The 22626-nt window shown below is 55.0% G+C and carries 21 protein-coding genes, 1 tRNA gene and 1 pseudogene; 11 read left to right on the top strand and 12 right to left on the bottom strand.

From position 1 onward, the window contains the following. The 3 genes from MJ257_RS05695 (at window position 1) to MJ257_RS05685 (ending at window position 3750) form a co-directional block, all read left to right on the top strand. Entirely contained in the window at window positions 1-1878 is a 1878-nt protein-coding gene (locus tag MJ257_RS05695) for an NAD(P)/FAD-dependent oxidoreductase (RefSeq protein WP_240268325.1), read from the top strand. Between the two features lie 355 nt (window positions 1879-2233). Beyond that, complete coding sequence (locus MJ257_RS05690; protein ID WP_240268324.1) at window positions 2234-2677, top strand: hypothetical protein; 444 nt, start codon at window positions 2234-2236, stop codon at window positions 2675-2677. Between the two features lie 92 nt (window positions 2678-2769). Continuing rightward, on the top strand, window positions 2770-3750 hold the full coding sequence (locus MJ257_RS05685) for a polyprenyl synthetase family protein (RefSeq protein WP_240268323.1): 981 nt from the start codon (window positions 2770-2772) through the stop codon (window positions 3748-3750). 72 nt (window positions 3751-3822) lie between these two features. Here the strand turns inward: MJ257_RS05685 and MJ257_RS05680 are convergent, their stop codons facing one another. The 9 genes from MJ257_RS05680 to MJ257_RS05640 all read right to left on the bottom strand — a co-directional run bounded on the left by MJ257_RS05680 (window position 3823) and on the right by MJ257_RS05640 (window position 13900). Further along, window positions 3823-5085, bottom strand: coding sequence for an MDR family MFS transporter (locus MJ257_RS05680; protein WP_240268322.1), 1263 nt, complete (start codon window positions 5083-5085; stop codon window positions 3823-3825). Between the two features lie 284 nt (window positions 5086-5369). After that, window positions 5370-6242 (bottom strand): UbiA-like polyprenyltransferase, encoded by an 873-nt coding sequence (locus MJ257_RS05675; protein ID WP_240268321.1) that lies wholly within the window; start codon window positions 6240-6242, stop codon window positions 5370-5372. Between the two features lie 311 nt (window positions 6243-6553). Beyond that, window positions 6554-7837, bottom strand: coding sequence for an aspartate aminotransferase family protein (locus MJ257_RS05670; protein WP_240268320.1), 1284 nt, complete (start codon window positions 7835-7837; stop codon window positions 6554-6556). Between the two features lie 23 nt (window positions 7838-7860). Then, window positions 7861-9912, bottom strand: a complete 2052-nt coding sequence (locus MJ257_RS05665; RefSeq protein WP_240268319.1) for a peptidase U32 family protein — start codon at window positions 9910-9912, stop codon at window positions 7861-7863. A 469-nt stretch (window positions 9913-10381) separates the two neighbouring features. Continuing rightward, complete coding sequence (locus MJ257_RS05660; protein ID WP_240268318.1) at window positions 10382-11182, bottom strand: energy-coupling factor transporter transmembrane component T family protein; 801 nt, start codon at window positions 11180-11182, stop codon at window positions 10382-10384. Next, window positions 11172-12107 carry an energy-coupling factor transporter ATPase gene (locus MJ257_RS05655; protein WP_240268317.1) on the bottom strand — a complete coding sequence of 312 codons (936 nt, stop codon included), beginning with the start codon at window positions 12105-12107 and terminating at the stop codon, window positions 11172-11174. Before MJ257_RS05655 ends, MJ257_RS05660 begins: the two co-directional genes overlap by 11 nt. After that, window positions 12107-12928 (bottom strand): ATP-binding cassette domain-containing protein, encoded by an 822-nt coding sequence (locus MJ257_RS05650; protein ID WP_240268316.1) that lies wholly within the window; start codon window positions 12926-12928, stop codon window positions 12107-12109. The genes MJ257_RS05655 and MJ257_RS05650 overlap by 1 nt, the downstream gene beginning before the upstream one ends. Window positions 12929-12972: 44 nt before the next feature. Then, window positions 12973-13527 (bottom strand): Gx transporter family protein, encoded by a 555-nt coding sequence (locus MJ257_RS05645; RefSeq protein ID WP_193416659.1) that lies wholly within the window; start codon window positions 13525-13527, stop codon window positions 12973-12975. Continuing rightward, window positions 13511-13900 (bottom strand): NusG domain II-containing protein, encoded by a 390-nt coding sequence (locus MJ257_RS05640; RefSeq protein ID WP_240268315.1) that lies wholly within the window; start codon window positions 13898-13900, stop codon window positions 13511-13513. The genes MJ257_RS05645 and MJ257_RS05640 overlap by 17 nt, the downstream gene beginning before the upstream one ends. Before the next feature lie 531 nt (window positions 13901-14431). Here MJ257_RS05640 and MJ257_RS05635 point away from each other — a divergent pair. The 4 genes from MJ257_RS05635 to MJ257_RS05620 all read left to right on the top strand — a co-directional run bounded on the left by MJ257_RS05635 (window position 14432) and on the right by MJ257_RS05620 (window position 18229). Continuing rightward, window positions 14432-14590 carry a hypothetical protein gene (locus tag MJ257_RS05635; protein ID WP_055106627.1) on the top strand — a complete coding sequence of 53 codons (159 nt, stop codon included), beginning with the start codon at window positions 14432-14434 and terminating at the stop codon, window positions 14588-14590. 126 nt (window positions 14591-14716) lie between these two features. Beyond that, the gene (locus MJ257_RS05630; RefSeq protein ID WP_240268314.1) at window positions 14717-16072 is read left to right on the top strand and encodes a spore germination protein; all 1356 of its coding nucleotides are present in this window, start codon (window positions 14717-14719) and stop codon (window positions 16070-16072) included. After that, window positions 16065-17144, top strand: coding sequence for a GerAB/ArcD/ProY family transporter (locus MJ257_RS05625; RefSeq protein ID WP_240268313.1), 1080 nt, complete (start codon window positions 16065-16067; stop codon window positions 17142-17144). The genes MJ257_RS05630 and MJ257_RS05625 overlap by 8 nt, the downstream gene beginning before the upstream one ends. Further along, complete coding sequence (locus MJ257_RS05620) at window positions 17141-18229, top strand: Ger(x)C family spore germination protein (protein ID WP_240268312.1); 1089 nt, start codon at window positions 17141-17143, stop codon at window positions 18227-18229. The genes MJ257_RS05625 and MJ257_RS05620 overlap by 4 nt, the downstream gene beginning before the upstream one ends. A 3-nt stretch (window positions 18230-18232) precedes the next feature. Here MJ257_RS05620 and MJ257_RS05615 read toward each other — a convergent pair whose 3' ends face one another. After that, window positions 18233-19156: an AraC family transcriptional regulator gene (locus MJ257_RS05615; protein WP_240268311.1), complete on the bottom strand. Its 924-nt coding sequence runs from the start codon at window positions 19154-19156 to the stop codon at window positions 18233-18235. Between the two features lie 185 nt (window positions 19157-19341). On the opposite strand from MJ257_RS05615, the gene MJ257_RS05610 reads away from it, so the two are divergent. Then, a complete protein-coding gene (locus tag MJ257_RS05610; RefSeq protein WP_240268310.1) occupies window positions 19342-20079 on the top strand; it encodes an SDR family oxidoreductase in 738 nt (245 codons plus the stop codon). 70 nt (window positions 20080-20149) lie between these two features. On the opposite strand, the gene MJ257_RS05605 is transcribed toward MJ257_RS05610, so the two are convergent. Then, complete coding sequence (locus MJ257_RS05605; RefSeq protein ID WP_240268309.1) at window positions 20150-20569, bottom strand: hypothetical protein; 420 nt, start codon at window positions 20567-20569, stop codon at window positions 20150-20152. Window positions 20570-20727: 158 nt separating this feature from the next. Here MJ257_RS05605 and MJ257_RS05600 point away from each other — a divergent pair, with 158 nt between their 5' ends. The 3 genes and pseudogenes from MJ257_RS05600 to MJ257_RS05590 all read left to right on the top strand — a co-directional run bounded on the left by MJ257_RS05600 (window position 20728) and on the right by MJ257_RS05590 (window position 22458). Then, window positions 20728-21297, top strand: a complete 570-nt coding sequence (locus MJ257_RS05600) for a cupin domain-containing protein (protein ID WP_240268308.1) — start codon at window positions 20728-20730, stop codon at window positions 21295-21297. 123 nt (window positions 21298-21420) lie between these two features. After that, window positions 21421-21776, top strand: a pseudogene (locus tag MJ257_RS05595) (NAD(P)H-dependent oxidoreductase); the annotation flags it as partial. A 43-nt stretch (window positions 21777-21819) separates the two neighbouring features. Further along, on the top strand, window positions 21820-22458 hold the full coding sequence (locus MJ257_RS05590; protein ID WP_240268307.1) for an HD domain-containing protein: 639 nt from the start codon (window positions 21820-21822) through the stop codon (window positions 22456-22458). Window positions 22459-22538: 80 nt separating this feature from the next. Here the strand turns inward: MJ257_RS05590 and MJ257_RS05585 are convergent. Next, a tRNA-Thr gene (locus MJ257_RS05585) sits at window positions 22539-22611 on the bottom strand. Between the last annotated feature and the right edge of the window lie 15 nt (window positions 22612-22626).

The raw sequence follows: 22626 nt of genomic DNA, 5'->3' as shown, positions 1-22626 counted from the left end.
TTGAAGAAAATCGTAGTTTTGGGCGGCGGTTATGGCGGTGTAGTTACTTCCAAGCATCTGGCCAAACTGTTCAAAAAAGATAAAGACGTGGAGATCAAGCTGATTGACCGGAACCCCTACCACACACTGTTGACGGAATTGCATGAAGTCGCAGCCAATCGGGCACCGGAAGATTCGGTCAAAATCGAACTGAAAAAGATTTTTGCCGGACAAAAAGTCGACGTGGTTCTGGATTCCATCGATAACATTGATTTTAACGCCAAAGAACTTCGTTCCGAGCAAACGACTTATAAATACGATTACCTCGTTATCGGTACCGGCTGCAAACCGACCTTCTTCGGGATCCCGGGCGCCGAGGAACATGCGCTGACGCTATGGTCCTATGAAGACGCCGTACGCTTGAAAGAGCAAGTACGCAACAAATTCAGCGAGGCAGCGAAGGTTCGCAATGCGGCCAAACGCCGCAAAATGTTGTCCTTCGTCGTAGTAGGCGCCGGCTTTACCGGTGTGGAATTGGTTGGCGAATTGGCCGAATTCCGCGACGAGCTGTGCAAAGAGTTCTTTATCGATCCGAGCGAGGTTCGCCTGGTCGTTGCCGATATGGCTCCGAAAATCCTGCCGATCCTGCCCGACAAATTGATCGAAAAAGCTGCGAAACGACTGCACAAGATGAACGTAGAAATCATTACGAGCGCCAAGATCACCGGCGTAACGCCGACCAGCGTACAGCTTGGCGAAGGCAAAGAGCTGGAAGCCGACACGATCGTTTGGACGGCCGGCGTCGAAGGCTCCGAACTCGTCGGCAAGCTCGATGTGAAGCAGGAAGGCCGCAAACGGATCGTAACGAACGATAAGCTGCAAAGCATCGATCACGAGAACGTTTATATCGTCGGCGACAACATCTTCTTCATTCCGGAAGGCGAGACCCGTCCGGTACCCCAGATGGTTGAAAATGCCGAGCAAGCCGGTCCGCTTATCGCGCACAACATTCATGCGGACATTCACGGCAAACCGAAGAAGTCTTATAAACCGGGCTTCCACGGAACCATGGTTTGTATCGGCAGCCGCTACGGCGTAGCGAATGTCGGTCTGCCGAACAAAATGTTTATGCTGAGCGGCTTCATGGCCATGTTCAGCAAGCACTTGATCAACATGTACTACCTGTTCACCGTGGCTGGTTTTGCCAAAGTATGGACTTATATGATGCACGAATTCTTCCACGTGAACAATCGCAGAAGCTTCGTTGGCGGTCACTTTGCAAAACGTTCGCCGAACTTCTGGCTCCTGCCGCTTCGGATCTTCGTCGGCTACAAATGGCTGGAGGAAGGCCTCGACAAGCTTCCGAAGGTTTGGAAAGATCCATCGAACATCTTCTTGATTCCGGCTTCTCCAAATGCCGACGTCATCTCGGCGGCCAGTGAAGCAGCCGGCGAAGTGACGAAGACCGTAGATGCCCAAGCGGCAGCTTCGGCTGTAGAAAGCGCCTCGACGGCGGTTACCGCCTTACCGGTGCCTGGATTCATCAAATCGATCGTTGGCTGGTTCATGGATGTGTTCTTCTACACTTCGGACGGCGGTTACACCGCTCTGGCTACCGTATTCCAGTTCTTCATGGTCTTTGCGGAAATCGCGCTTGGCGTCATGATCATCGTAGGTCTCTTCACCGCCATCGCATCGGCAGCCACCGTCGCGCTTGGCGTCATGATCTGGTCCTCCAGCATGGCTTCGACGGAAATGCTGTGGTACATGACCGCAGGCGTCGCCCTGATCGGCGGATCGGGCAGCACGTTTGGCTTGGATTACTACGTACTTCCTTGGCTCAAGAAACAATGGAAACGAATCCCGCTTGTGCGAAGATGGTATCTCTATACCGAATAGAACAGCTCTTTATGAAACCTTGAACCGGAGTAATGTGCGCCTGGCGCACATTACTCTCCTTTTTCTCCTTTGCCGAAATCGGTGTCAGGGTCCCTGCAAGCCTACCTGCTTTTAAGGTGCAAGTTCAAAAAGTCAGGAGTTGAGCACCAAGAAGGTTGGATGAAGCTAGGGGCTGAGTAGCGGAGCGTACGATTGGGGTACGTGAACAGCTGAAATGTTTCCGTCGGAAACATGCTTCGGAAGCATAAGCTTTGGCCCGGCTGAATTCAAGATTCGCTGCCGGATACGCTACCTGTTCTTGCTTCGTGATCGAAAGATGACTTTTTGAACTACCTCTTTAAGGAGTGTGATTGATGTGCTCATCCAAGACGCTTATCGCTTATTGCAGGGCGAACTATCGCCCGAGGCCGGCATTAAGTTAGATTTACCGCAAGAGGAAGTTATCCCGCTGGCAATTCTGCTGGAGCAATACGACTTGTCGGCGTTACGCCAGTGCCAACGTTTATCCATTTACATCGCAATCAAGCTCGCTCTTCAACGCCACAGCGAATGCAGCTCCCTCGCTCCCGGCGAAACGCTGACCCGCAAGGTGTTGGACGGCGACTACCTATACAGTTTTTACGTTGAGCTATGCCTGAAATGGGAGGAGTTCGACTTGCTTACGCATCTTGCTCCGATCATCAAGCAACTGCAAATCAAACGCGTCGAGGGACGCTCCGAGGACGAACGCTTGCTCAAAGCCTGGGAACTGTTCCTGCAGTTGGAGAACAACCGCAGCACCGCCACCAAGGCGATGTAAAACCTAGGGGCGCGTAGCGTAGCTCCGCGACGGAAGGCTCGCAATCCGTTACAAATCCGAATTCCGCTAACCCATATCCAGGAGGGATCGCCATGAAGCTTGAGGAATCGTTGAACATCTCGTTGAAAACGGTCGATCGGGAAATTGAGAATATGGTGAAATACGACCGTGACGTCCCCCGATCCTCCCAGCTTGCCAAGAGCATCGTGGAATTGGTCCGTTCGGGCGGCAAACGGGTTCGTCCCCTAATGGTCATCGTTGGCAGCCGCTTCGGCCCCGAACCCGATCCGAAGAAGGTATGGCGGCTTGCAGCCGCCGCGGAATTCATTCACGCCGCGTCCCTCATCCATGACGACATCATCGACGATTCGCCGATGCGGCGCGGCCAGAAGGCGATGCATATCAAGCTGGGCGTCAGCGGCGCGTTGCATGTCGGCAACTATATGTCCGCCAGAGTCATCGAGCTGATCTCCGTGTATTCCGCGGAACGGGAGAAATTCGTTTACGATCTCTCCTCCATGGCGACAACGAAGTTATGCTTGGGCGAATATCAACAGCTCTCTCATTTGTTTGATTACGACGTGACGATTTCGGAGTACTTGGAGAAGTCGAAGAACAAAACCGCCCAACTCATGGCGACCTGCCTGCAGATCGGCGCGAAAGCCGCCGGTGCGGACGCGGAGACGGCGGAACTGCTGTACACCTTCGGCGAAAAGCTTGGCATGTCGTTCCAAATTCGCGACGACGTGCTCGACTTCACCCAATCCGCAGAGAAGCTGGGCAAGCCGGCCGGCAGCGACCTGCGCAGCGGCCAGGTCACGCTCCCCGTCCTCTATGCCCTGCAGGATGTGGCACTTGCGCCATCGATCCGGGCGATTACGGCAGACAGCCCCATAGACGAAGTTGACGCCGTTGTAGCGGCAATCCAAGCGAGCGGCGCGCTTGAACAAACCGAGGAGTTGAGCCGCCGGTACCTGAGCGAGGCGCAAGACATCATCGATCGTCTGGGCCATTATCCGGCGCACCGCGATCTGCAGGCGCTGCTGAATTATTTTGGCGGCCGGGAGAAGTAATCCATACGAAAAAGCGCGAACCTCAGGGAGGAATGCCCTTGCGGTTCACGCTTTTTTTGCGTCTATAAGCGACTAAGAGGTTCCCGAAGAAGGGGCTTCGGGCTCGGGAGACATGCGGTAGAGCTGAAGATAAAACGCAACACTGACGAGGGCGAAGGCCAAGATGACCGTAAACACGCCCATAGGGGGCAGCCAGGCCGACAGGGTGATGGTCACCGGCGCCAGCATCCGGCCAAAGGTATATTGCAGGTTGTCCGCCCCCATATACTGCCCCCTCGCCCGCTCCGGCGCATAACGGCTAATAAAGCTTTGCGTAACCGGCATCCTGACCATTTCTCCGAAGGTAAACAAAACGGTTACCGTAAACAGGTACCAGATCTGCGGATTCAGTCCGACGGCAAAGGTACCTCCTCCGGAGAGCAGTGCGGACATCACAAATATATCCCGTTCCTTCCAATGACGAAGCCATTTGGTGATCGGGAGAACGAACAAGACGAACAAGAGTCCGTTAAACCCGAGGATCCAGCCGTAAATCTCCTTCCCCGACAACGTCAAGCCGCCCCCGTTCCAATGAAACAACGCCTGGGCCGGTACGTCATTGGATAAATAGACCGCCAAATATAAATCCAGCTGCATGATCGGCACGAGGGCAAAGACTCCGGCCAGCAGATAGACGAGAAACACCCGATCGCGGAGAATGACGCCGTATCCTTCCCACTGCTCTTTCAACAACCGGGGAAGAGACACGGACTGCGCCTGCTCCCCCCCGGTTGCAAGCGGCCTCGTCTCTCGAACCATCATATAGATCGCGATATAGTAAAGCAGCAGGATCCCCGCACAGGTCCACAACAGCTCTTGCCGATATCGGAAAAAGAATACGGCTCCCAGGGCAGGTCCGAGTACCGCCCCCAAATTGTTCGCCGTCGTAAACGTCGCAAACACCTGCCTGCGGTGTTCGGCAGGAACCAGATCGGCCACCATCGCTGAGCTAGCCGGCCTGTAGGCCGCGCCTCCCAGCCCGATGCCGATGTAAGCGAGGTATTCGAGCCAATGGGAGGAAGAAACCGCAAACAGGACGAACATCAGCGCCTGAATCAAGGCGCCGGCCAGCATCACCGGACGGCGTCCGATCCGGTCCGAAAGCGCCCCTCCCACCAGGTTGCCGAGCATGCTAAAGAGCGGGGGCACAGCCATTAATAGACCGGCCATGCGATTTCCCAACGCGGATCCGAAATAGACGGCGATAAACGGGAAGTACATCCAGAACAGCAGGTTAAAGAGCGCCTCTCCCACTAATCTGATTTTCAAATTGGCATCCCAGATACGTAACTGCACGTGCTCCTCCTTCATTTCGTGAACGTGTTCCCGGCCGGGTAACCCCACTATAAGGGATCGCGATAGGAAAATATAGACTTATCTTCGCGGCTGTTTTATACTAATAATATGAAAATCGAATAAGGGCCCTCCTATTTGCGATGTGCCATAAATCGAACATAAGTTCTTAATTTTTCAATCCCTTGCCGGCTTGGTCGCGCGAAGGGATTTTTTCGTTGTACGCGAACACCCCCGCCCATGCATGTCTGGGCGGGGGTCTGACGTCTATACGGCACGCAGCCGGTTTACAACAGGAAGTAATCGGCAAGGGCAAAGAACAGGATGACCATGCTGATGACCTGGTTTAAATTGTAGGAGGCCACGTTCATGCGTTTTCGGTTCGACGGCTTGATGATTTTGTGTTCCGTCATCAGCAGCAGGATGGCCAGGATGATTCCCGTGATATAAAGCCACCCCAGCTGGCGGATCGGGATTAACGCGATCAGCAGCAGGACCATGATGAAATGCAAGCCGGCCGCGATGCGCAAGCCGTTCTTCAGTCCAAACGCGCTGGGAATGGACCAAAGGCCGTGGCTGCGGTCAAAGTCGATGTCCTGCGAGCCGTAGATGATGTCAAACCCGGCAATCCACAGCATGACGATCGTGCCGAGAATAAACGGCGTAAACGCGAACTGGCCGGTGACGGCGAACCAAGCGCCGATCGGAGCCGAAGCGATCGTAAAGCCCAGGTACAAATGGCTGAGATACGTAAACCGCTTGGTATATGAGTAGGATGAAATCAGGAAGATGGCGACCGGCGACAGGATCAGGCACAGCGCATTCAACATCCCCGCGGCAAAAATAAAGATCGCATAGTTGACCGCGACGAACGCCAGCACCTCCTTCGACTCCAACAGCTTCCGCGGCAGGTGGCGATGCGCGGTGCGCGGGTTTTGCGCATCAAAGACGCGGTCCACCACGCGGTTAAAGGCGTTTGCGCCGTTTCGCGCGCCGATTAAGGCGATCAGCCCCCACAGCATCACGCGCCACGACGGGAATCCCTCCGCTGCCCAGATCATCGAGATGATGGCGAAGGGCAGCGAAAACAACGTATGCGAAAACATCACCAATTCGCTGTACAACCGGATTTTGGTGCCGATTTTACGGGCTACTTCCATGGGATGGTCACTCTCCTTCAAAAGCATTCTGCATGAAGCCTCAGTTCCCCCGCCCCTACACCGTCGCCGCCATCCAGATAGCGGTAAAATATACCGCTATTTATCCAGTTAACCGCCGGTTTGGCTGAATTAGCGGTATTTTCTACCCTTATTTCGCGCCCAACGGCGGGTTTTCCCGGCATCGGCGGCAAATAAGGGTACTTTTTACCGCTATTTGGGCGACCGGAGGCCGGGAGCGGTGAAATAAGGGTATTATTTACCGCTATTTCAGCCTGTGGCTGGGGCTGAAGCTGGCTGCCGGGCTGGCGCCGTTACGCCAACTCCGCCAGCACGGCCTCGAGCGCGTCCAGCATGCCGCGCACGTCGTCCTCGGCGATGACCAGCGGCGGCTGGAAGGCCAGAACGTTGCGGTTCACGCCGTTCTTGCCGATGATATAGCCGCGGTCCAGCATCGCCTCCAGCACGTCGTCGGTGAGCTTCGCGCCGCGCTCGGGCTCCTCGGCGCAGAGCTCCGCGCCGAGCATCAGCCCCGCGCCGCGCACTTCGGAGACGTGCTGCGGGAACCGCGCGGCGAGGCGCGTCAAGCCGCCGCGCAGCAGCTCGCCGAGGCGCTCGGCCCGCTCGGGCAGGCGATGCGCCTCGATGTAGTCCAGGACCGCGAGCGCGGTCACGGACGAGACGGGGTTGCCGCCGAACGTGGAGGCGGATGGCCGGTTCAGGCTGGCCGCGATCTCATCGGTGGTGGCGAAGCCCGCCACCGGGATGCCGCTGCCGAGCGCTTTGGCCATCGTCAGGATGTCCGGCGTGACGCCGTACCGGTCCATGGCGAACATCCGGCCCGTCCGGCCGAACCCGGTCTGAATTTCATCGGCGATGAGCAGCACGCCGTGCTGCTCCAGCAGGCGCTTCACTTCAGCGAAATACCAGTCCGCCGGCGCGACGATGCCGGCATTGCCCTGGATCGGCTCGGCGATCATCGCGGCGATGGTATCGCCTTTCTCCGCCAGCGCCGCCTCCAGGGCCGCGAGGGAGCGGCGTGCCGCCTCATCGGCGCTAAGGCCCCGCTCGTACGGCCGGGGAATAAATGTGACGTCCGTGTCCTGGGCCAACTGTGGATCAGTCCGCCACATTTGGAGACCGGTCACGCTCATCGTCAGGTACGTCCGGCCGTGAAGCCCCTGCTCCAGCGCCAGGAAGCCCCGCCGCCCCGTATGCATGCGGGCCAGCAGCAGGGCGCCTTCATTCGCCTCCGAGCCGCTGTTGACGAAGAATGTCCGGCGCAGTCCGCCCGGCAGTACGCCGGCCAGCCGCTCCGCCAAATCCACGTTGGGCTGCGTCAAATAGATTGTGCACGTATGCTGCAGCGTTCGCAGCTGCTCGGCCGTCCGCTCGGCGATTTCCGGGTTGCAGTGGCCGCTGGCCACCACCGACACGCCGGCAAAAAAGTCGGTGTACCGCTTGCCGTCATGCCCGAACAAATACTGCATTCCCCCCTTCACCAGCTGCGGCGGATTCCGATAAAAGTGGCTGGTGCATGGATAAAAATACTGCTCCCGCTTCTTCAACACTTGTTCCGGTCCGATATAGCTCTGCATGTCCCTTCGCTTCCTTTCCGCCGTTAGGCTTGGCTTGCCGCGACTTCCGCTTGCGCGCCGGCAGCGGCATCCTCTTCCGCCGCATTTCCCGCTTCGCTAGCTCCAGCGCCTGCTGCCCCGCTGGCGCTGCCGCCGTCAAACTGCAGCGCGCCCAGCGTGTATCCGGCATACACCGGCGTCAACCGGGCAAACTGTTCCCCGGCCGATTCCGGATCGGCCAGCGCCGCTTTGTAGGCACGCACGATCTCGGCCAACTGCGCCGGCTTGTAGGTGGCACCTTCGATACGGAACACGGACAAGCCTGCCGCTAGCAGCTCTTTTACGACCGGCATCAAGCACAATTCCTTGGCCATCATCAAATGGTTGCGGCCATGGACGTCCCGATAAACCGGGTTTTCGCCTTTATCCGTTTTCAGCACCAAAATGCTGTTGTCGACGTAGTGATTATCTTCCTCGGCGATGGCTTGGTACACCTCCGCGTTCTCGTACAGGTCATGCTCCATATACATGATCGCCGGCGAACCGTGCACGATGGCCTCAATTGGTCCCGGCGCATGAGCCAGCAGCCCCGTCAGATCCTTCAGAGGAAGCTCCATCGACGCAGTCAACCGTCCAACGCCAAGACCACGGTAAAATTCGGCCGACAGCCGGTTGTACACGTTCAGATTGAAATCCCCCACCACCGGGTAGCCTTTGCCGGCAAACTTGCGGATGGCACCGAGATTCGTGACCATCAGGCCGTCAATCGGCAGGCGCTCGCCGAACAACAGCCCTTCATAGAGGTCGAAATGCTGCTCCGTCATCATCCGCGGCAAACCGAGATAGAGCTTGGCGTTCCCTTTCAACGCCGCCAGCTCCTTCACGTCTTCCTTCGTAAACGGACGATCCGGCTCGAACACGTCGCCCGACAGATAGAGATGGTCGGCACCCGCTTCCAGCGCGGCTTTGGCTTGCGCCATGTTGTTGACATGCACGGATACGCCAACCGGAGCGCCATTGTTCCCCGTCATGCCCTTCTCGTCGCCGACGGCCACAAGCGCCTGGCGGATTGCTTCTACGCGCTTCTCGCCAAGCTCCCGCTCTTCCGTCGGGGTGCTGAAGACTTTGCCCGTGCTGTAGAACTTGCCCGTACCTTCATACCGCCGGTTGATGTTGGACAATCCCGGCCGGCCAAACGCGTACCCGGTCGAGAAATCGCGTTTGCGATTTTCGTACAGCAGCTTCGTGTCGCGGCTGCGGTCGAAGCCGACCGGATCGTTAATATAACGGTCGATCGCGTCTCCGTAGGCTTTCACGAGCATGACGACGAACGCGGCGTCGCGCATGCGTCCTTCGATTTTGAAGGAGGTGATGCCGCCGTGGATCAGCTCCGGGATATGCTCGTACATGAACATGTCTTTGACGGCCAGAGGGTATTCCGCCGGATAGACGTTGCCGTCTTTTTTCACGCGGTAATCCCAGCGGCATGGCTTCAGGCATTTGCCCCGGTTGCTGCTCATGCCGAACACCATGGAGCTAAAGTAACAGTTCGCCCCATGCACCGAGCACATATCCCCATGTACGAAGTATTCCAGCTCCATGCCGGTTGCTTGTTGCAGATAGCGGGTCGTCATCAGATCCATCTCTCGCGACGTGACGACGCGGGTCACTCCCATCTCTTGCAAAGCGCGAACCATTTCCACGTTATGCACGTTCATCATGACGGAGGAATGCACCTTAATGTTAAGTCCCATTTCCCGGATCAACGACAAAACGGCGAAGTCCTGCACGATAATCGCATCCGGACCCGCCGATTCCAAGAAACGCAAATACGCCCGCGCTTCGTCCAACTCGCCTTCGTTTAATAGATTGTTGACGGTGACGTACACTTTTTTGCCAAGGCCGTGCGCGATTTTGACCGCCTCCGTAATTTCCTCCAGGCTGAAGTTGAAGCCTTTGCGCATCAAGCGCATATTCAGGCTGGGCCCCCCGAAATAAACCGCGTCGCAGTTCTCTCCAATCACTTCTTTGAAAATTTCAAACGTCCCCGTGGGCGCAAGCAGCTCGACTTCTTTCCCATTAAAAAAACGTGCCACAGTCGTTTCCCCCTCACATGATTAAATGGCCAACCTATCAACCTATCAACCTATCAACCTATCCCATCCAACTCTATCTGCATCTTTCATTTGCGGAGAACCTTGCATTTTGTACAACATTTTCACGGCTATTCCGGTGGGTTGGGCCAAAATGTTGTAAAAACTGCAACATTTCAGTGGCTTCCCGAGCGTTTTTAGCAAAAATGTTGCAGAAACTACAGCATTTCAGCGCCCCTGCGAGTGTTTTCCGTAAAAATGTTGTATGAAATACAACATTCCGCCGACTTTCGTTGCTTGCCCACCCCAAATGTTGTATTTCATACAACAATCCGCGCAGAGGAAGGCAAGCAAGCCTGGGTGCTGGGTGTTGCAAAGGGGCGCAAGGCGCAACCCTAGTGCACAAGCTGTAAACCTAGGTGCAGAGTGCCATGCAGGCGCACACCGCGCATTGCAAAGCCCAGGCACCAGTTCAAATCAAACGGTAAACCACGGCTGCCGCCGCTAGAATCACATAGGACACCACAAACCAGGTGTCCCGTCCCTTCCAGGCCAGCAGGTGGTATTCCGAGCGCGGCGCGCCGATCGTATAGCCGCGGGACTCCATGGACAAGACGAGTTCTTCTGCCCGGCGGAAAGCGCTGACCGTGACCGGAACGAGCAGCGATACCAGCATGCGCCCCTTCTCCTTCCAAGGCAGCTCCTTCAGGTCCGCGCCGCGGGCGGCCTGCGCTTTCAGGATTTTGTGCGTTTCGTCCAGAATCGTCGGAATGAAGCGCAGCGCAATGCTCATCATCAGCGTTAGGCGTTCGGACGAAATGCCGACCCGCCGCAGCGGCTTCAACACGCCGCTGAGACCCTGATTCAACAGCCCCGGCGTCGTCGTAAACGTCAGGATCGCGGTGAAAGACACCAGCAGCCCCATGCGGAAAGCGGCGATCAGCCCGCTGCTGACCCCTCCGCTGTACAGGGTCCAGGAGCCGATGCGCCAGAGCGCCGCCCCCGACTCGACCGTCAAGCATTGAACGACGAAGATGAATACCATCAGGACCCACAGCGGTTTGGCCGCCTTCAGATAATACTTCAGCGGGATCTTGGTCGACAGCATATAGCAGATCGAAAATGCGGCAGCCACAGCCAAAGCGGGCCAGGAGCCCACCGCCACGATCGCGACCAAATACAGCACCATCCCGGTCAGCTTGGCCCGCGGGTCAACGGCATGCACCCAGGAGCCGGTATCGATGCTGCGACCGAACAACAGTTTATTGCGCATGTCCACCGCCTCCTTCCCCGGGAGCTCCGGCCGGGACCGCCTCTTCCGCCTGGGCGGTTGCCGTCCGCCGGTCCTCCGACAGCCGTGCCAACCGCTCGGCCAGCGCCTCCGCCGTCAGGCATGGCGGCTCGCCCGTCAAGCCGTATTGCTCCGCCGCCTTGTTCCAGTAGCGGATGCATGCCGGAATCGCCAGTCCTTCGGCCTCCAGGCGCGATGCCTCTCGTGCCAGCTCCGCCGCGCTGCCCTGAAACGATTTGCGCCCTTCTTTCATCACGATCCACTGCTCCGCGTACGGAAGCATTTCCTCCATCCGGTGCGTCACCACGATCACCGTTTTTCCCGCTTCGCGGTGCAGCCGCGACAGCATTTCGGCCAATTCGGCCCGGCTTTGCGGGTCCAGCGTTGCCGTCGGTTCGTCGAGGGCGATCACGTCCGGCTCCATCGCCAGCACTGAAGCGATCGCCACTTTGCGCATCTGGCCTCCGCTGAGGTGGAACGGGTTTCGGCTGAGGAACGTATCATCCAGCCCGACCTGCGCCAACGCGCGGCTGGCTCGCCCCTTCGCTTCATCTAAAGAACAACCGAAATTGAGCGGCCCAAAGCATAGATCCTTCTCCACCGTGTCCTCGAAGAGTTGCTGCTCGGGGAACTGGAAGACGAGTCCGACCCGGCGCCGCAGCTCCCGCATCGGCGGCATCTTGCCGCCGGCCTCCATCGTCACGTCCAGGACGCGCACCTTGCCGCCCGTCGGCTTCAGGATGCCGTTAAAATGCTGCAGCAACGTGGATTTGCCCGATCCGGAGGCGCCGGCAATCCCGGCAAACACGCCGTCCCCCAAGCGCAAGTCGACCTCTTCCAATGCGCTGTGGCGCCATAGGCTGCGCTCGTCATAGGCAAAGCTGACTTGCTCGAACTCAATGGCCATCAGAGATCCGCCTCCTCTTCGCCGTCCAGTCCGAAGCCGGCTGGAAACGGCACTCCCCGCCGCTCCAGCTCCTGCTGCAGTCTAATCCGATATGGGGCGATCAATCGACAAGCGGAAAGCAGCACCTCATCGCGAAATAGCTCGCCCGGCGTCAGGTCGGCGGCTACCGCCCCGCCGCCCAGCACGATTGCCCGGTCGGACGCCAGGATCTCATCGGCATCATGGGTGATCGATACCATCGTGTAACGGCCGCTTTGTTTCATGTCCCGCAGGATAGCTAGCAGCTCTCCGCGAGCTTTCTCGTCCAGCATCGAAGAAGCCTCGTCGAAGATCACGATGCCCGGTTCCATCGCCAATATCGAAGCGACGGCCACCCGCTGTTTTTGCCCCCCCGACAGCTCGGCGGGATGTTTGGACAGCAGATGGCCGATTTGCAATTTATCCGCATATTCCCGCACGCGGCTCACCATTTCCTCCCGCGGCAAGTTCCGCCCCTCCAAGCCAAAGGCGATATCCTCTTCAACGGTGGCACCGATAAATTGATTATCCGGATTTTGAAACACCATCCCGATCCGCGGACGCAGCTGCGAAACCGTATCCCGGTCCAGCCGGGTTCCTTCCACGACAATGGTGCCGCCGTTAACGGCCAGTAGTCCGCCCAGTAATTTGGCCAACGTCGATTTGCCGCAGCCGTTTGGCCCCACCAGCGATACCCAACTGCCCGAAGGGATGCTCAGCGTGATTTCATGAAGTACGGGATGCGCCGGGTGATACGCGAAGGAAACCTCCCGAAGCTCATAAGCCCATCCGGTTTCGCCCATTTCTCTCTACCCCCTCAGGAATGAAGCGCGGGGCCTCCCCCGGCTTAAGCCGTTTCCGCCAGAAAACCTTCAAATAAAGACAGCTTCGACAGCGACGGAATCAAATATCTCACGGCAATCCCGACCGCAATCCCGGTAAGGACCCCCATAATCAACAGCATCGGCAAGTAATAGAAAATTTTCGACGTGTTGAAGTACAGTGCCGCCGCCGTCAATTGCCCGATATTATGGGCAATCCCCCCCACGATGCTGATCCCGATCACACTCAGCCGCTTCCGGCCGACCAACAGCAGGAACCACATCGCTGCAAAGCTGAACAACGCCCCCATAATACTGAATAGGAAGCTGGAAAAAGTCCCGAAAATAAATGCGGTCAGCAGCGTCTTCAGCAGCACCATCATCAAGGCGTCGCGAGCCCGCAGAAAATAGAGGCAAGTCAGCACCATAATATTGGCTAACCCCAGCTTTGCCCCCGGCACGCTCATGTTCACCGGAATGACGGATTCCACCAGGCTGAGCACGACCGCCACCGCCGCGAAAATCGCCACGATCACCGTTCTTTTTAACATGAGATTGGATTGTTCATTTAACGAGCGCATCGACATCGTCTCCTTCTCCCGAGGATACCACTTCGACCATTAATTTATGTGGTAGGCATACGATCGTCCCGCCGTTCCGGTCGATAAACCCGAAGGTCAGGCACAATTTGTCCGGGCAGTCGGCGTCGATCATCTCAATGCCGTAATCATGCACCTTCAAAATGTTGTAACCGTACTCCGTTTGGATGTCCACGGTCTGTTCTTCCCCGGTTAACTGAACCGTTTTGAACAGCTTCCCGTCAACCGTGATTCTCGCTACCCGGTCCACATTGTTGTGATTGTTTTCACTTGAATCGCCAAGCCATCTCGGCACCAAGAACACCAACGCGATGGCGACGATGAGCCCGATCAACAGGATATCTCCGCGTTTCATGGCAAACTCCCTTATTTTTTGATTATATAAATCTTAGATGAACTCATTATACATGGTGCCTTCCCTACTCCAGTGTGACAATTGTCTCACCCGATGTGGATTTCCCGGGGTTTCACAAAATCATCACTTTAGAAGGGATTTTATGGATAAGTATTGCATTTTTTAATAATTCAAAGTATAATAATATATTAGTTGTTATGACCACGTTGCAGTTCCTCAAAAGATTATAACTCTCCTTATACCATTCCGGTATGAAATTCCTATTTGAATGACCCAATAAAAGTAAGAATTTTGACGTTTTTCTGATTCACACTGGCGCGGTCATCGGAGCCGCAAGGACAAATGAGAGGTAGGGCTTTTGTTGTTTTAGAAACAGGCAGTTTGTTGTAGTCGAAGCAGGAACACAGGCCGGTCTTCACGTGTACATGAAGGCTTGGATAACAATACGAAGCGGGCATTGGCGCGAATAGCCGATGCCTGTTTTGCTTAGAATAACGTTGTCTTTCCAAACCAACCAAAGGGGTGTGTGAAATGCGCGAAGGATTAATTCCTACCGTTCTTGGAGCTGTAGTATCCGCTTCGGCCGCATCACTGCTTGGAAGCAAGTATAAGCTTGCCGCTACCGGCGCGCTTGGATTCGGTTTGGCCCATATCGTGCTAGGGACGATCGACCTCATCGAGCACCGTTAGCCATCCGTTTGGAAGACGGACGCCCCGGGAGCATAAGCTTCCGGGTTCTTTTTGCGTGACACATACATATTCCCAATGCTTCCAACAAATAATGGGGTTAATCATATAGAGAAAGAGGATTCGCCTATGAAGCTTCCAGACCAAATTCGCAACCGTTTTGAGCAGGACGGCGATTTTTTTATCGAAGGTCATATTTTGGCTGAACCGCCTGTCCGGATTATGGGGTTTAAGTCGTTGGTTGATCTGCCGAAAACGTGGGCGAATCTGCAGTCCCGCGTTCAGGAGGCGGACCCCGATATCGCTTCGGATACGCATTCGTCCCCGGCTTCGGCGTTAACCGTGCTAAACAAGCTTGGCCAAAAGATTTCCGAGCCCGACGAATCCCGCCTGCTCGCCGCACTAACGGCTGGAGATCTGATTATCTGCTATGAAGATCCCGAAACCTATCTGGATGTCGTGCCGATCCCCATCACCTTGACTCGCAGCATCGAACAACCCTTAAACGAAAACGTGCTGCAGGGCTCGGCCAGCGCCTTCAACGATGATCTCGCAACGAATATCGGCCTGTTGAAAAGGGAGCTGAACACCGCGTCGTTACGCACCCAAGTTTACCTCGCCGGGAATAACTCTCCCCGTAAACTGGCCTTATTGTATTTGGAAGGCCAGGTTGAACCCGCTCTGCTCCAAGAGGTTTCGGAACGCCTTGAGGCCAAGAAGAGCTGGGATCTCTATAACCTGCAGCGGCTATGCAAAGCGCTGGGCTTCCAGCCCTGGAAAGCCGTACCCAAACTTTACACGACCGAACTGCCGATGGAGGCCGCCCATGCGCTTCGTCAGGGCCGCGTCGTCCTCTTTCTCGATCGGTTTCCATTCGCCATGATTCTTCCGGCACTTATCGGCGATATGTTCATGATGGAGAACGATCGGAATTACCCGATCCTGTTCATGCACCTGATTCGGGGGCTGCGTATTGCCGGCATCTTGATCAACCTCATCATGCCGGGCCTCTACGTGGCGCTCGTCTCTGTGAATCCGGAGGTTCTCCGGATCGAGCTGGCGCTTACCATCGCCGAGAGCCGTTCCGGCGTACCGTACCCGGCTTTCATAGAGACGCTGCTGCTGCTGATCGTGCTCGAGCTCATCATCGTCGCCAGCGTCCGGCTGCCAAAAAGCGTCGGACCGACGCTAACCGTGGTCGGGGGGATTATATTAGGACAAGCGGTCGTAGAAGCCAAGCTGGTCAGCAGCTTGCTCATCATTATTCTGGCGGCCACCAGCATTGCCAACTCGGCCGTGGTCGGATTTCAAAATTCGCTGCCTATCCGCCTGTTCAAATATCTCACGCTGGTTTTGGCTTCCCTTTACGGCGTTCTTGGCGTCATGTCCGGTCTGGTCATTATCTGCGCTTATTTGGCCAGCGTGACGACCTACGGCATCCCCTATTTGCACTTCATCAAACCAAAGGATGATTCGAATGGATAAAAGCCTGCAGGTCGTGGTTGTCCATATCTTGATCCACATCGGGCTTATTTTTTTTATCTTTCCGACGAACATTATCGACAGCGCCAACGCCGCCCATTGGATACCGATCCTGCTCGGCTTCCTGCTGCACTGGACCCTCGTCGCTTTATATACCAAAGGTTTAAGTCGGTTCGAGAACAAGAATCTACTGGACATTTACATTCAATTCGGCAAGCCCGTCGCCGTGATTTTTCTGCTGCCGCTGTTCGTTTATTTGTTTATGGTGACCACGGTAACGATTCGGGCGTATGCGGAAACGATCTCCCTCGTGTTTCTATCCAACACGCCGTTATGGGCAATCATGCTGTTGACCTTGCTCATTTCGACGTATATTACCTCCCTGGGTGTGCAGGCCCTTTTTCGGACCGGCGTGTTAATGGCCCTGATCTTCTTTCCGTTGATCGCCTTCGTCCTGTGCATGTCGTTTCAAAACATCGATTGGCACTATATTTTCCCCTTATGGGACAGCCGTTTTTCGTTTCTCTCCGACCCGAATTACCTGGAAAGCTCATTTGCGTTTTTTGGCGGGTTTATGTACCTGGGATTCATCCAGCCGAAAGTCCCCTATAACCGAAAAAAAATCGTTTGGTGGAGCCTCGCGCTACTTCCGTTCTTTCTTCTGGCCGTCTACATTCCGGTCCTCACCTTTGGGGAAGATACGGCCTCTCAGTACCATTTTCCATTTATCGTCGCGGTCGATACGATTGACATCACCTGGCTGATGTTTGACCGCATCACGATGTTTTTTCTGCTTTGCACCGTCACGTTCGTGATGTTGTTTACGGCTTTGACGGCTTGGGTCAATGTGGAGATCTTGAGACGCTGCGTGCCCAAATCGATCCGAACATCCTATATCGTCATCGGGTTGTCTCTGCTGACCTTTATCGGAGGCATTCACATTCCCGATTGGCGGGACGTCGACTCCCTATTTGGATTGAACGCTTTGTTGCGAATATACGTATACATCACGATTCCCTCTTCCGTGTTTGTTTTGGGAAGACTCTCCCGACGAAAGGCAGCGGCTGCCACATGAATCTCCTTCCCCTTCTACTAAAAATCACGTTGGTCGCCTGCTGTACCCTGGCCCTCGGCGGCTGCTGGGATAACCGGGACATCAACCACCGTTCCCTGCCGATCGTCATGGGGATTTCCCGGGAAGATTCTAAATACAAGGTATTTCTCGACATTCCGCAATCCAGCCAAGACGGGACCCGTTCCATGCTCGTGACGCGAACCGGGCAGACAATTACGGAAGTGGTCGACGAAATCAGCTCGAATTTGGAGAGCCGCGTCGACCTGCTGCATTTGAAAGTGATCATCTTCGAACGGAAATATGCCGAGGAAGGGCTGATGGACAGCATCTCCAGTTTCATGCGTTCCCGCGAGATTTCGGCCAAAGCGATGGTCGCCATTTGCGACGAGGATCTGGGCACGTTTTTTAACAAGCTGCAGGAAAACTCATCCACGAATCAAACGGTGCTTTACAATTTTTTCGAAAAAAACGCAGGTTGGAGCCCCTCGGTCGCGGTAACGCGAACCTGGGAAATTTTTCGCAGCATCCATTCGTATACCCGGGATATCGCCATTCCGATCATTAAATCAGGAACAAGCACGGTGATTGAGAACGTTGGAGCGGCCATTATCAGGAACGGCCGGATGGTCGGACGGATTACCGAGGATGAAACCCTCCTGATGAACGCCTTTGACGAGGAAAGCGCGCATGGCAAAATCGAAGTCATGAATCACGCCAGCGTGTTGATCGTCAGCAATTCCACGAAACACCACGTCGCACTGAAGGACGGAGCCCCGTATATGCGCAGCCAGATCAACCTGAAAGTGTCCGTCCTGGAGACAAGGGGCGATCCTTCTGTGGATACGATTAAAGATGAGCTGGAGAAACTGTTGACAGAGCGTTTCAACAAGATGTTCAAGTCCATTCAAGAGCACGAGGCGGACATCCTTGGCGTGGGTCAATATTTTCGCACCAAGATCCCGAGGGACAAGCTAGCCCACTGGCGAACCGATTATCTTCCCCGTCTGAAAATGGACTTGGAAGTTAAAACAACAATACAAAACGAAGGCAATCTGAAAACCGTCAGGGATGAGCACATCAGATAGGGCTCAGCGCGGTACTTCGGCAATCGTCTCGCGAAGCTCCCGAATATCCAGCATAGGGGGCCGGCCGTACATCCGGGCGTATTCCCGGCTGAATTGGGACGGGCTCTCGTAGCCTACGCGGAAGGCCGCGTCGGCGGCCAGCATCCCTTCGGTCAGCATGAACCGACGCGCTTCCTGCAAGCGCACCGTTTTCTGGTATTGCAACGGACTCAGGGAAGTGACCCGTTTGAAGTGTTTATGAAACGCCGAAGTACTCATATGAACAGACTCCGCGAGCTGATCGACTGCCAGCGGGCAGTCGTACTCCCGGTTGATTCGTTGAATGGCCTTGGCAATCCTTTGCGCATGGCTTCCGATCATCGCGAATTGGCGAACGAGCGCGCCTTGTTCGCCTTGAAGCACGCGGTACAGGATTTCTCGGATCACGAGCGGCGATAGAATCGGGATGTCCTCAGGCGTGTCCAACAGCTCCAGGAGTCGCACAACGGCTTGGAGCAAGGCCGGCGATACCCGATTGACCGCAAGCCCCCGGCTTGCCTCTGCCCTGTCCTGCTGGCAAGGCTCGCCCATCTCTTTGACGATGTCCAGAACGACATCCGTGTCGAAGCTAAGCTTTGACGCTAGATAAGGCACCTCCGGCGAAGCCTCGACAATTCGGCCGATCATCGGCAACTCCACGGACACGACCAGGTAAGTCGTTGGATCATACCGGTAGGATTCGTCCGCCAAGGTGACCGTTTTCGCCCCTTGAGCCACAATGTAAACAGAGGGTTGGTGCACCGATTCCATCGGTTCCGACGTCTTGGTGGCATGCCGCAAAGTTAAGGCGGGCACGGGCGTGGAATACGTGCCGTCCGCCGGGGCATGACGCTGGATGAGGTTGGCCAATTGTTGCATGGATGGGTTCAGTTGCCTCGATTCGTTCATATGGCGTCTTCTCCTTTCGCGCAATCCTAGCATTTCCTTTATCATAACCACGCCGAAGAGAATTAGGCAAGAATTGAACAGTTACGATCTAACGGGCTGAGCCGTTCCTCCCTTATGATGTAGAAGCAAGGCTGATCAAGAAGCCGAAAGCGTCAGCCCAATTCGGACCTAAGGAGCGAACGAATATGAAATTACACGAAAAAGTTGCCATTGTTACCGGAGCGTCGCGGGGCATCGGCCGACAAATCGCCATCCAATTAGCGCAAAACGGTGCCAAGGTGATCGTCAATTACGCCGCGAATCGGGAGAAAGCCGATGAAGTGGTCAAGACGATCGAGCAAGCCGGCGGCACGGCAGCATCCATCCGCGCCGATGTCAGCAAGGTCAGCGAGGTAGAAGCCTTATTTGTAGAAACGCTTAAACTCTTCGGACGCGTGGACATTCTGGTCAACAATGCCGGTATCTTGGAATATACCGCCATTCAGGACGTGACGGAGGAATTGTTCGATCGGCATTTTGCCATTAATGTCAAGGGGACCTATTTCGCTTGTCAGCAAGCCATGAAATACATGGCTGCCGGCGGGACGATCATCAACCTGTCGACTTCCATCTCGGGAGCCATGCTGCCGACGTACAGCGTGTATGCCGCAACCAAAGGCGCGGTGGAGCAACTAACCCGCCAATTGGCTAAAGAATTCGGCCCGCGGGATATCGTCATCAACTGCGTAGCACCTGGGCAAGTCGCTACCGATTTGTTTCTTAACGGCAAAACCGAGGAAACCATTGACTCCTATCGTCGCATGAATGCGTTCGGACGTCTGGGCGAACCGGAGGATATCGCTAACGCGATCGAGCTCCTTGTCAGCGACAAAGCCCGTTGGATTACGGGTCAGACCCTTCGCGTCAATGGTGGATTTAATTAAGCTAAGTTACGGAAAATCCCCCTCCGGGTACCGGAGGGGGACACACTCGATATGGGATCAAGAGATCGAATTAGCCACCAATTGCCGTTGCCGAGAACACAATCGGTCCTACGACTCTCGCCGAACTATTGTTATCTTGATTTTCTACGATCAGCTGATAGTTTTGCACTCCTAGCGGTGCGTGTTCTACCATATGCACACTGATGAGACCCCAGTCGTTGAAGACATTCTCCAACTCTACCAAACCATAGAAGATTTCGGTGCCCGCTCTCCAGATGCGCACCAACACATTCGGCGTATCGGCCAGCGCTTCAACACCGATCGTCGCCTTCAATTCGACACGGTTGGTCAAGGATGCGGGGTCGGCCGGATCGATGAACACGGAAACCGCCGCAATTTGCACGCCGCCGACGACCGGAATCGGAATGTTCACGCCGTTCGTCACCGGTGTCACTACGGTAGAGTTGTAATCCAAAAGCGTTTTTGCCATACCATCTTCTCCCCTTTACTAAGGTATGCTCTATTCTATGTCAGGGAGATTTAAGATTCTTAGATGATTGTATCAGTAGAATTGACTCAATTTTGCAGCTAATCACGCGACCGGAAGATGGGCATATGATGGGTAATAAACCTTGGAGGTCATGTTCAATGAATGTTTATCCCGGACCGTACCCTTACCCTGCGTATGCCGTCCCTCTCCTGCCCCCCCATGCTTATCCATACGGCGTGAACACAGCGCCGCCGTTCATCCCCCCGGGATACTACCCAGGGATTGATCCCTATCCTTCACGATTGGCCTCCTGGGGCGAGCTGCCGCTTCATGATTACGGACAACAGCCGTTGGTTCTGAACATCAACCGGGCCGCAAAACAAAACGAGACGTTTCGCACGGCATTGTGGACCGGCAAACATTTTCAGGTCACCTTAATGAGCATTCCCGTGGGGGAAGATATCGGGTTGGAGGTCCACCCTCACACGGATCAATTCGTTCGGATCGAGGAAGGCCAAGGGGTTACGCAAATGGGCGATCTTCGTGAGAAATTGGATTTCGTGCAAAATGTTCGCGATGACGACGCCGTCTTCATCCCCGCCGGAAAATGGCACAATATCACTAATACCGGCAGCAGCCCGCTTAAGGTCTACGTCATTTACGCGCCGCCCCAGCATCCGTACGGTACGGTACATCAGACAAAGAGGGATGCAATGGAGGAAGGCTGAGTTTAGTTTTACGAGAGATCGGGAGGTTTGCGAAACCTCCCGATTTTTTTCTGCTATGTCACAAACCCGTTCCTTCAGTTGTCTTAATGATGTACTAACAAAAAAACACTGGAGGAGCCATCTATGAGCAAACTACTCATCATCAACGCACACCCGGAAGTGAATTCTACTACTACCTATAAAGAGGTCATTCCAATGACGAGGTCATAGAGCAAATTAACTTGTACGACGACGTCGTTCCCATGGTGGACCAAACGGTTCTAAGCGCATGGAGAAAATAAAAGAACGGAGAAGCATTAACTCGCGAAGAGCAGGAAGTTACCGGGCATATGGACAAGGTCTTGCAGCAATTCAAAAGCGCTCATAAAGATGTCATTTCATACCCTTTGTATAACTTTAACATTCCGTCAAAGTTGAAAGATTATATGGATAATATCATGATTGCTAGGGAAACCTTCAAATATACCGACCGAAGAAGCGGCCTTAAAACTCGCACTTAAATGAAGAAGGGGGAAGTACTAAATGACGAATTACATCGCGGATATCAAAATTCCAGATAGCAAGCTGGCCGTTGAAGCAGCCGAATTGTTGCGCGAGCACGGCGACGATCTTCTATGGAACCACTCGAACCGTGTATTTCTGTTTGCGGCGATGAAGGGGAATCTGAGTCAAATCAAATACGATGCCGAGTTGCTTTATATCAGCTCGCTCTTCCACGATCTCGGCCTGACTCCCGCATTCCGGAGCCCGGACAAACGCTTTGAGGTTGACGGGGCGAATGCGGCCCGAGATTTTCTAAGAAGCCACGGCATTCCGGAAGATTCCGTTCGGCTGGTATGGAATGCAGTTGCCTTGCATACCACCGTCGGAATCGTCGAATATATGGAAACCGAGGCGGCGCTGATGAACTTCGGCGTCGGTTATGACGTCGTCGGGAAGAACTTTGATCTCATTCCGGGAGAAGTGCGGAAGCAAGTCGTCGAAGCTTTTCCCCGCAACCAGTTCAAACACGACATCTTGCACGCCTTCTGGGAAGGCTTCAAGCATAAACCGGAAACGACGTACGGCACGATGAACGCCGACGTGTGCGAAATGTTTCTTCCGGGCTATCAACGGCCTAATTTTTGCCATCATGTCCTTCATTCCAAATGGGAGGAGTAATCCACAGGAGATTCCTACTTGCTGAAACAAAAAGCGCGCCCTCCGAAAACCTCGGAGGGCGCGCTTGGCTTGCATTAAGATGCTGGTGAAGGGATTCGAACCCCCGACCTACGCATTACGAATGCGTTGCTCTACCAGCTGAGCTACACCAGCAAGTTCGTTTTTAGC

Origin of the sequence: Paenibacillus timonensis, assembly GCF_022427145.1 — a bacterium.
Taxonomy (GTDB): Bacteria; Bacillota; Bacilli; order Paenibacillales; family Paenibacillaceae; genus Fontibacillus; species Fontibacillus timonensis.
This window is presented reverse-complemented; position numbering and strand designations above follow the sequence as displayed.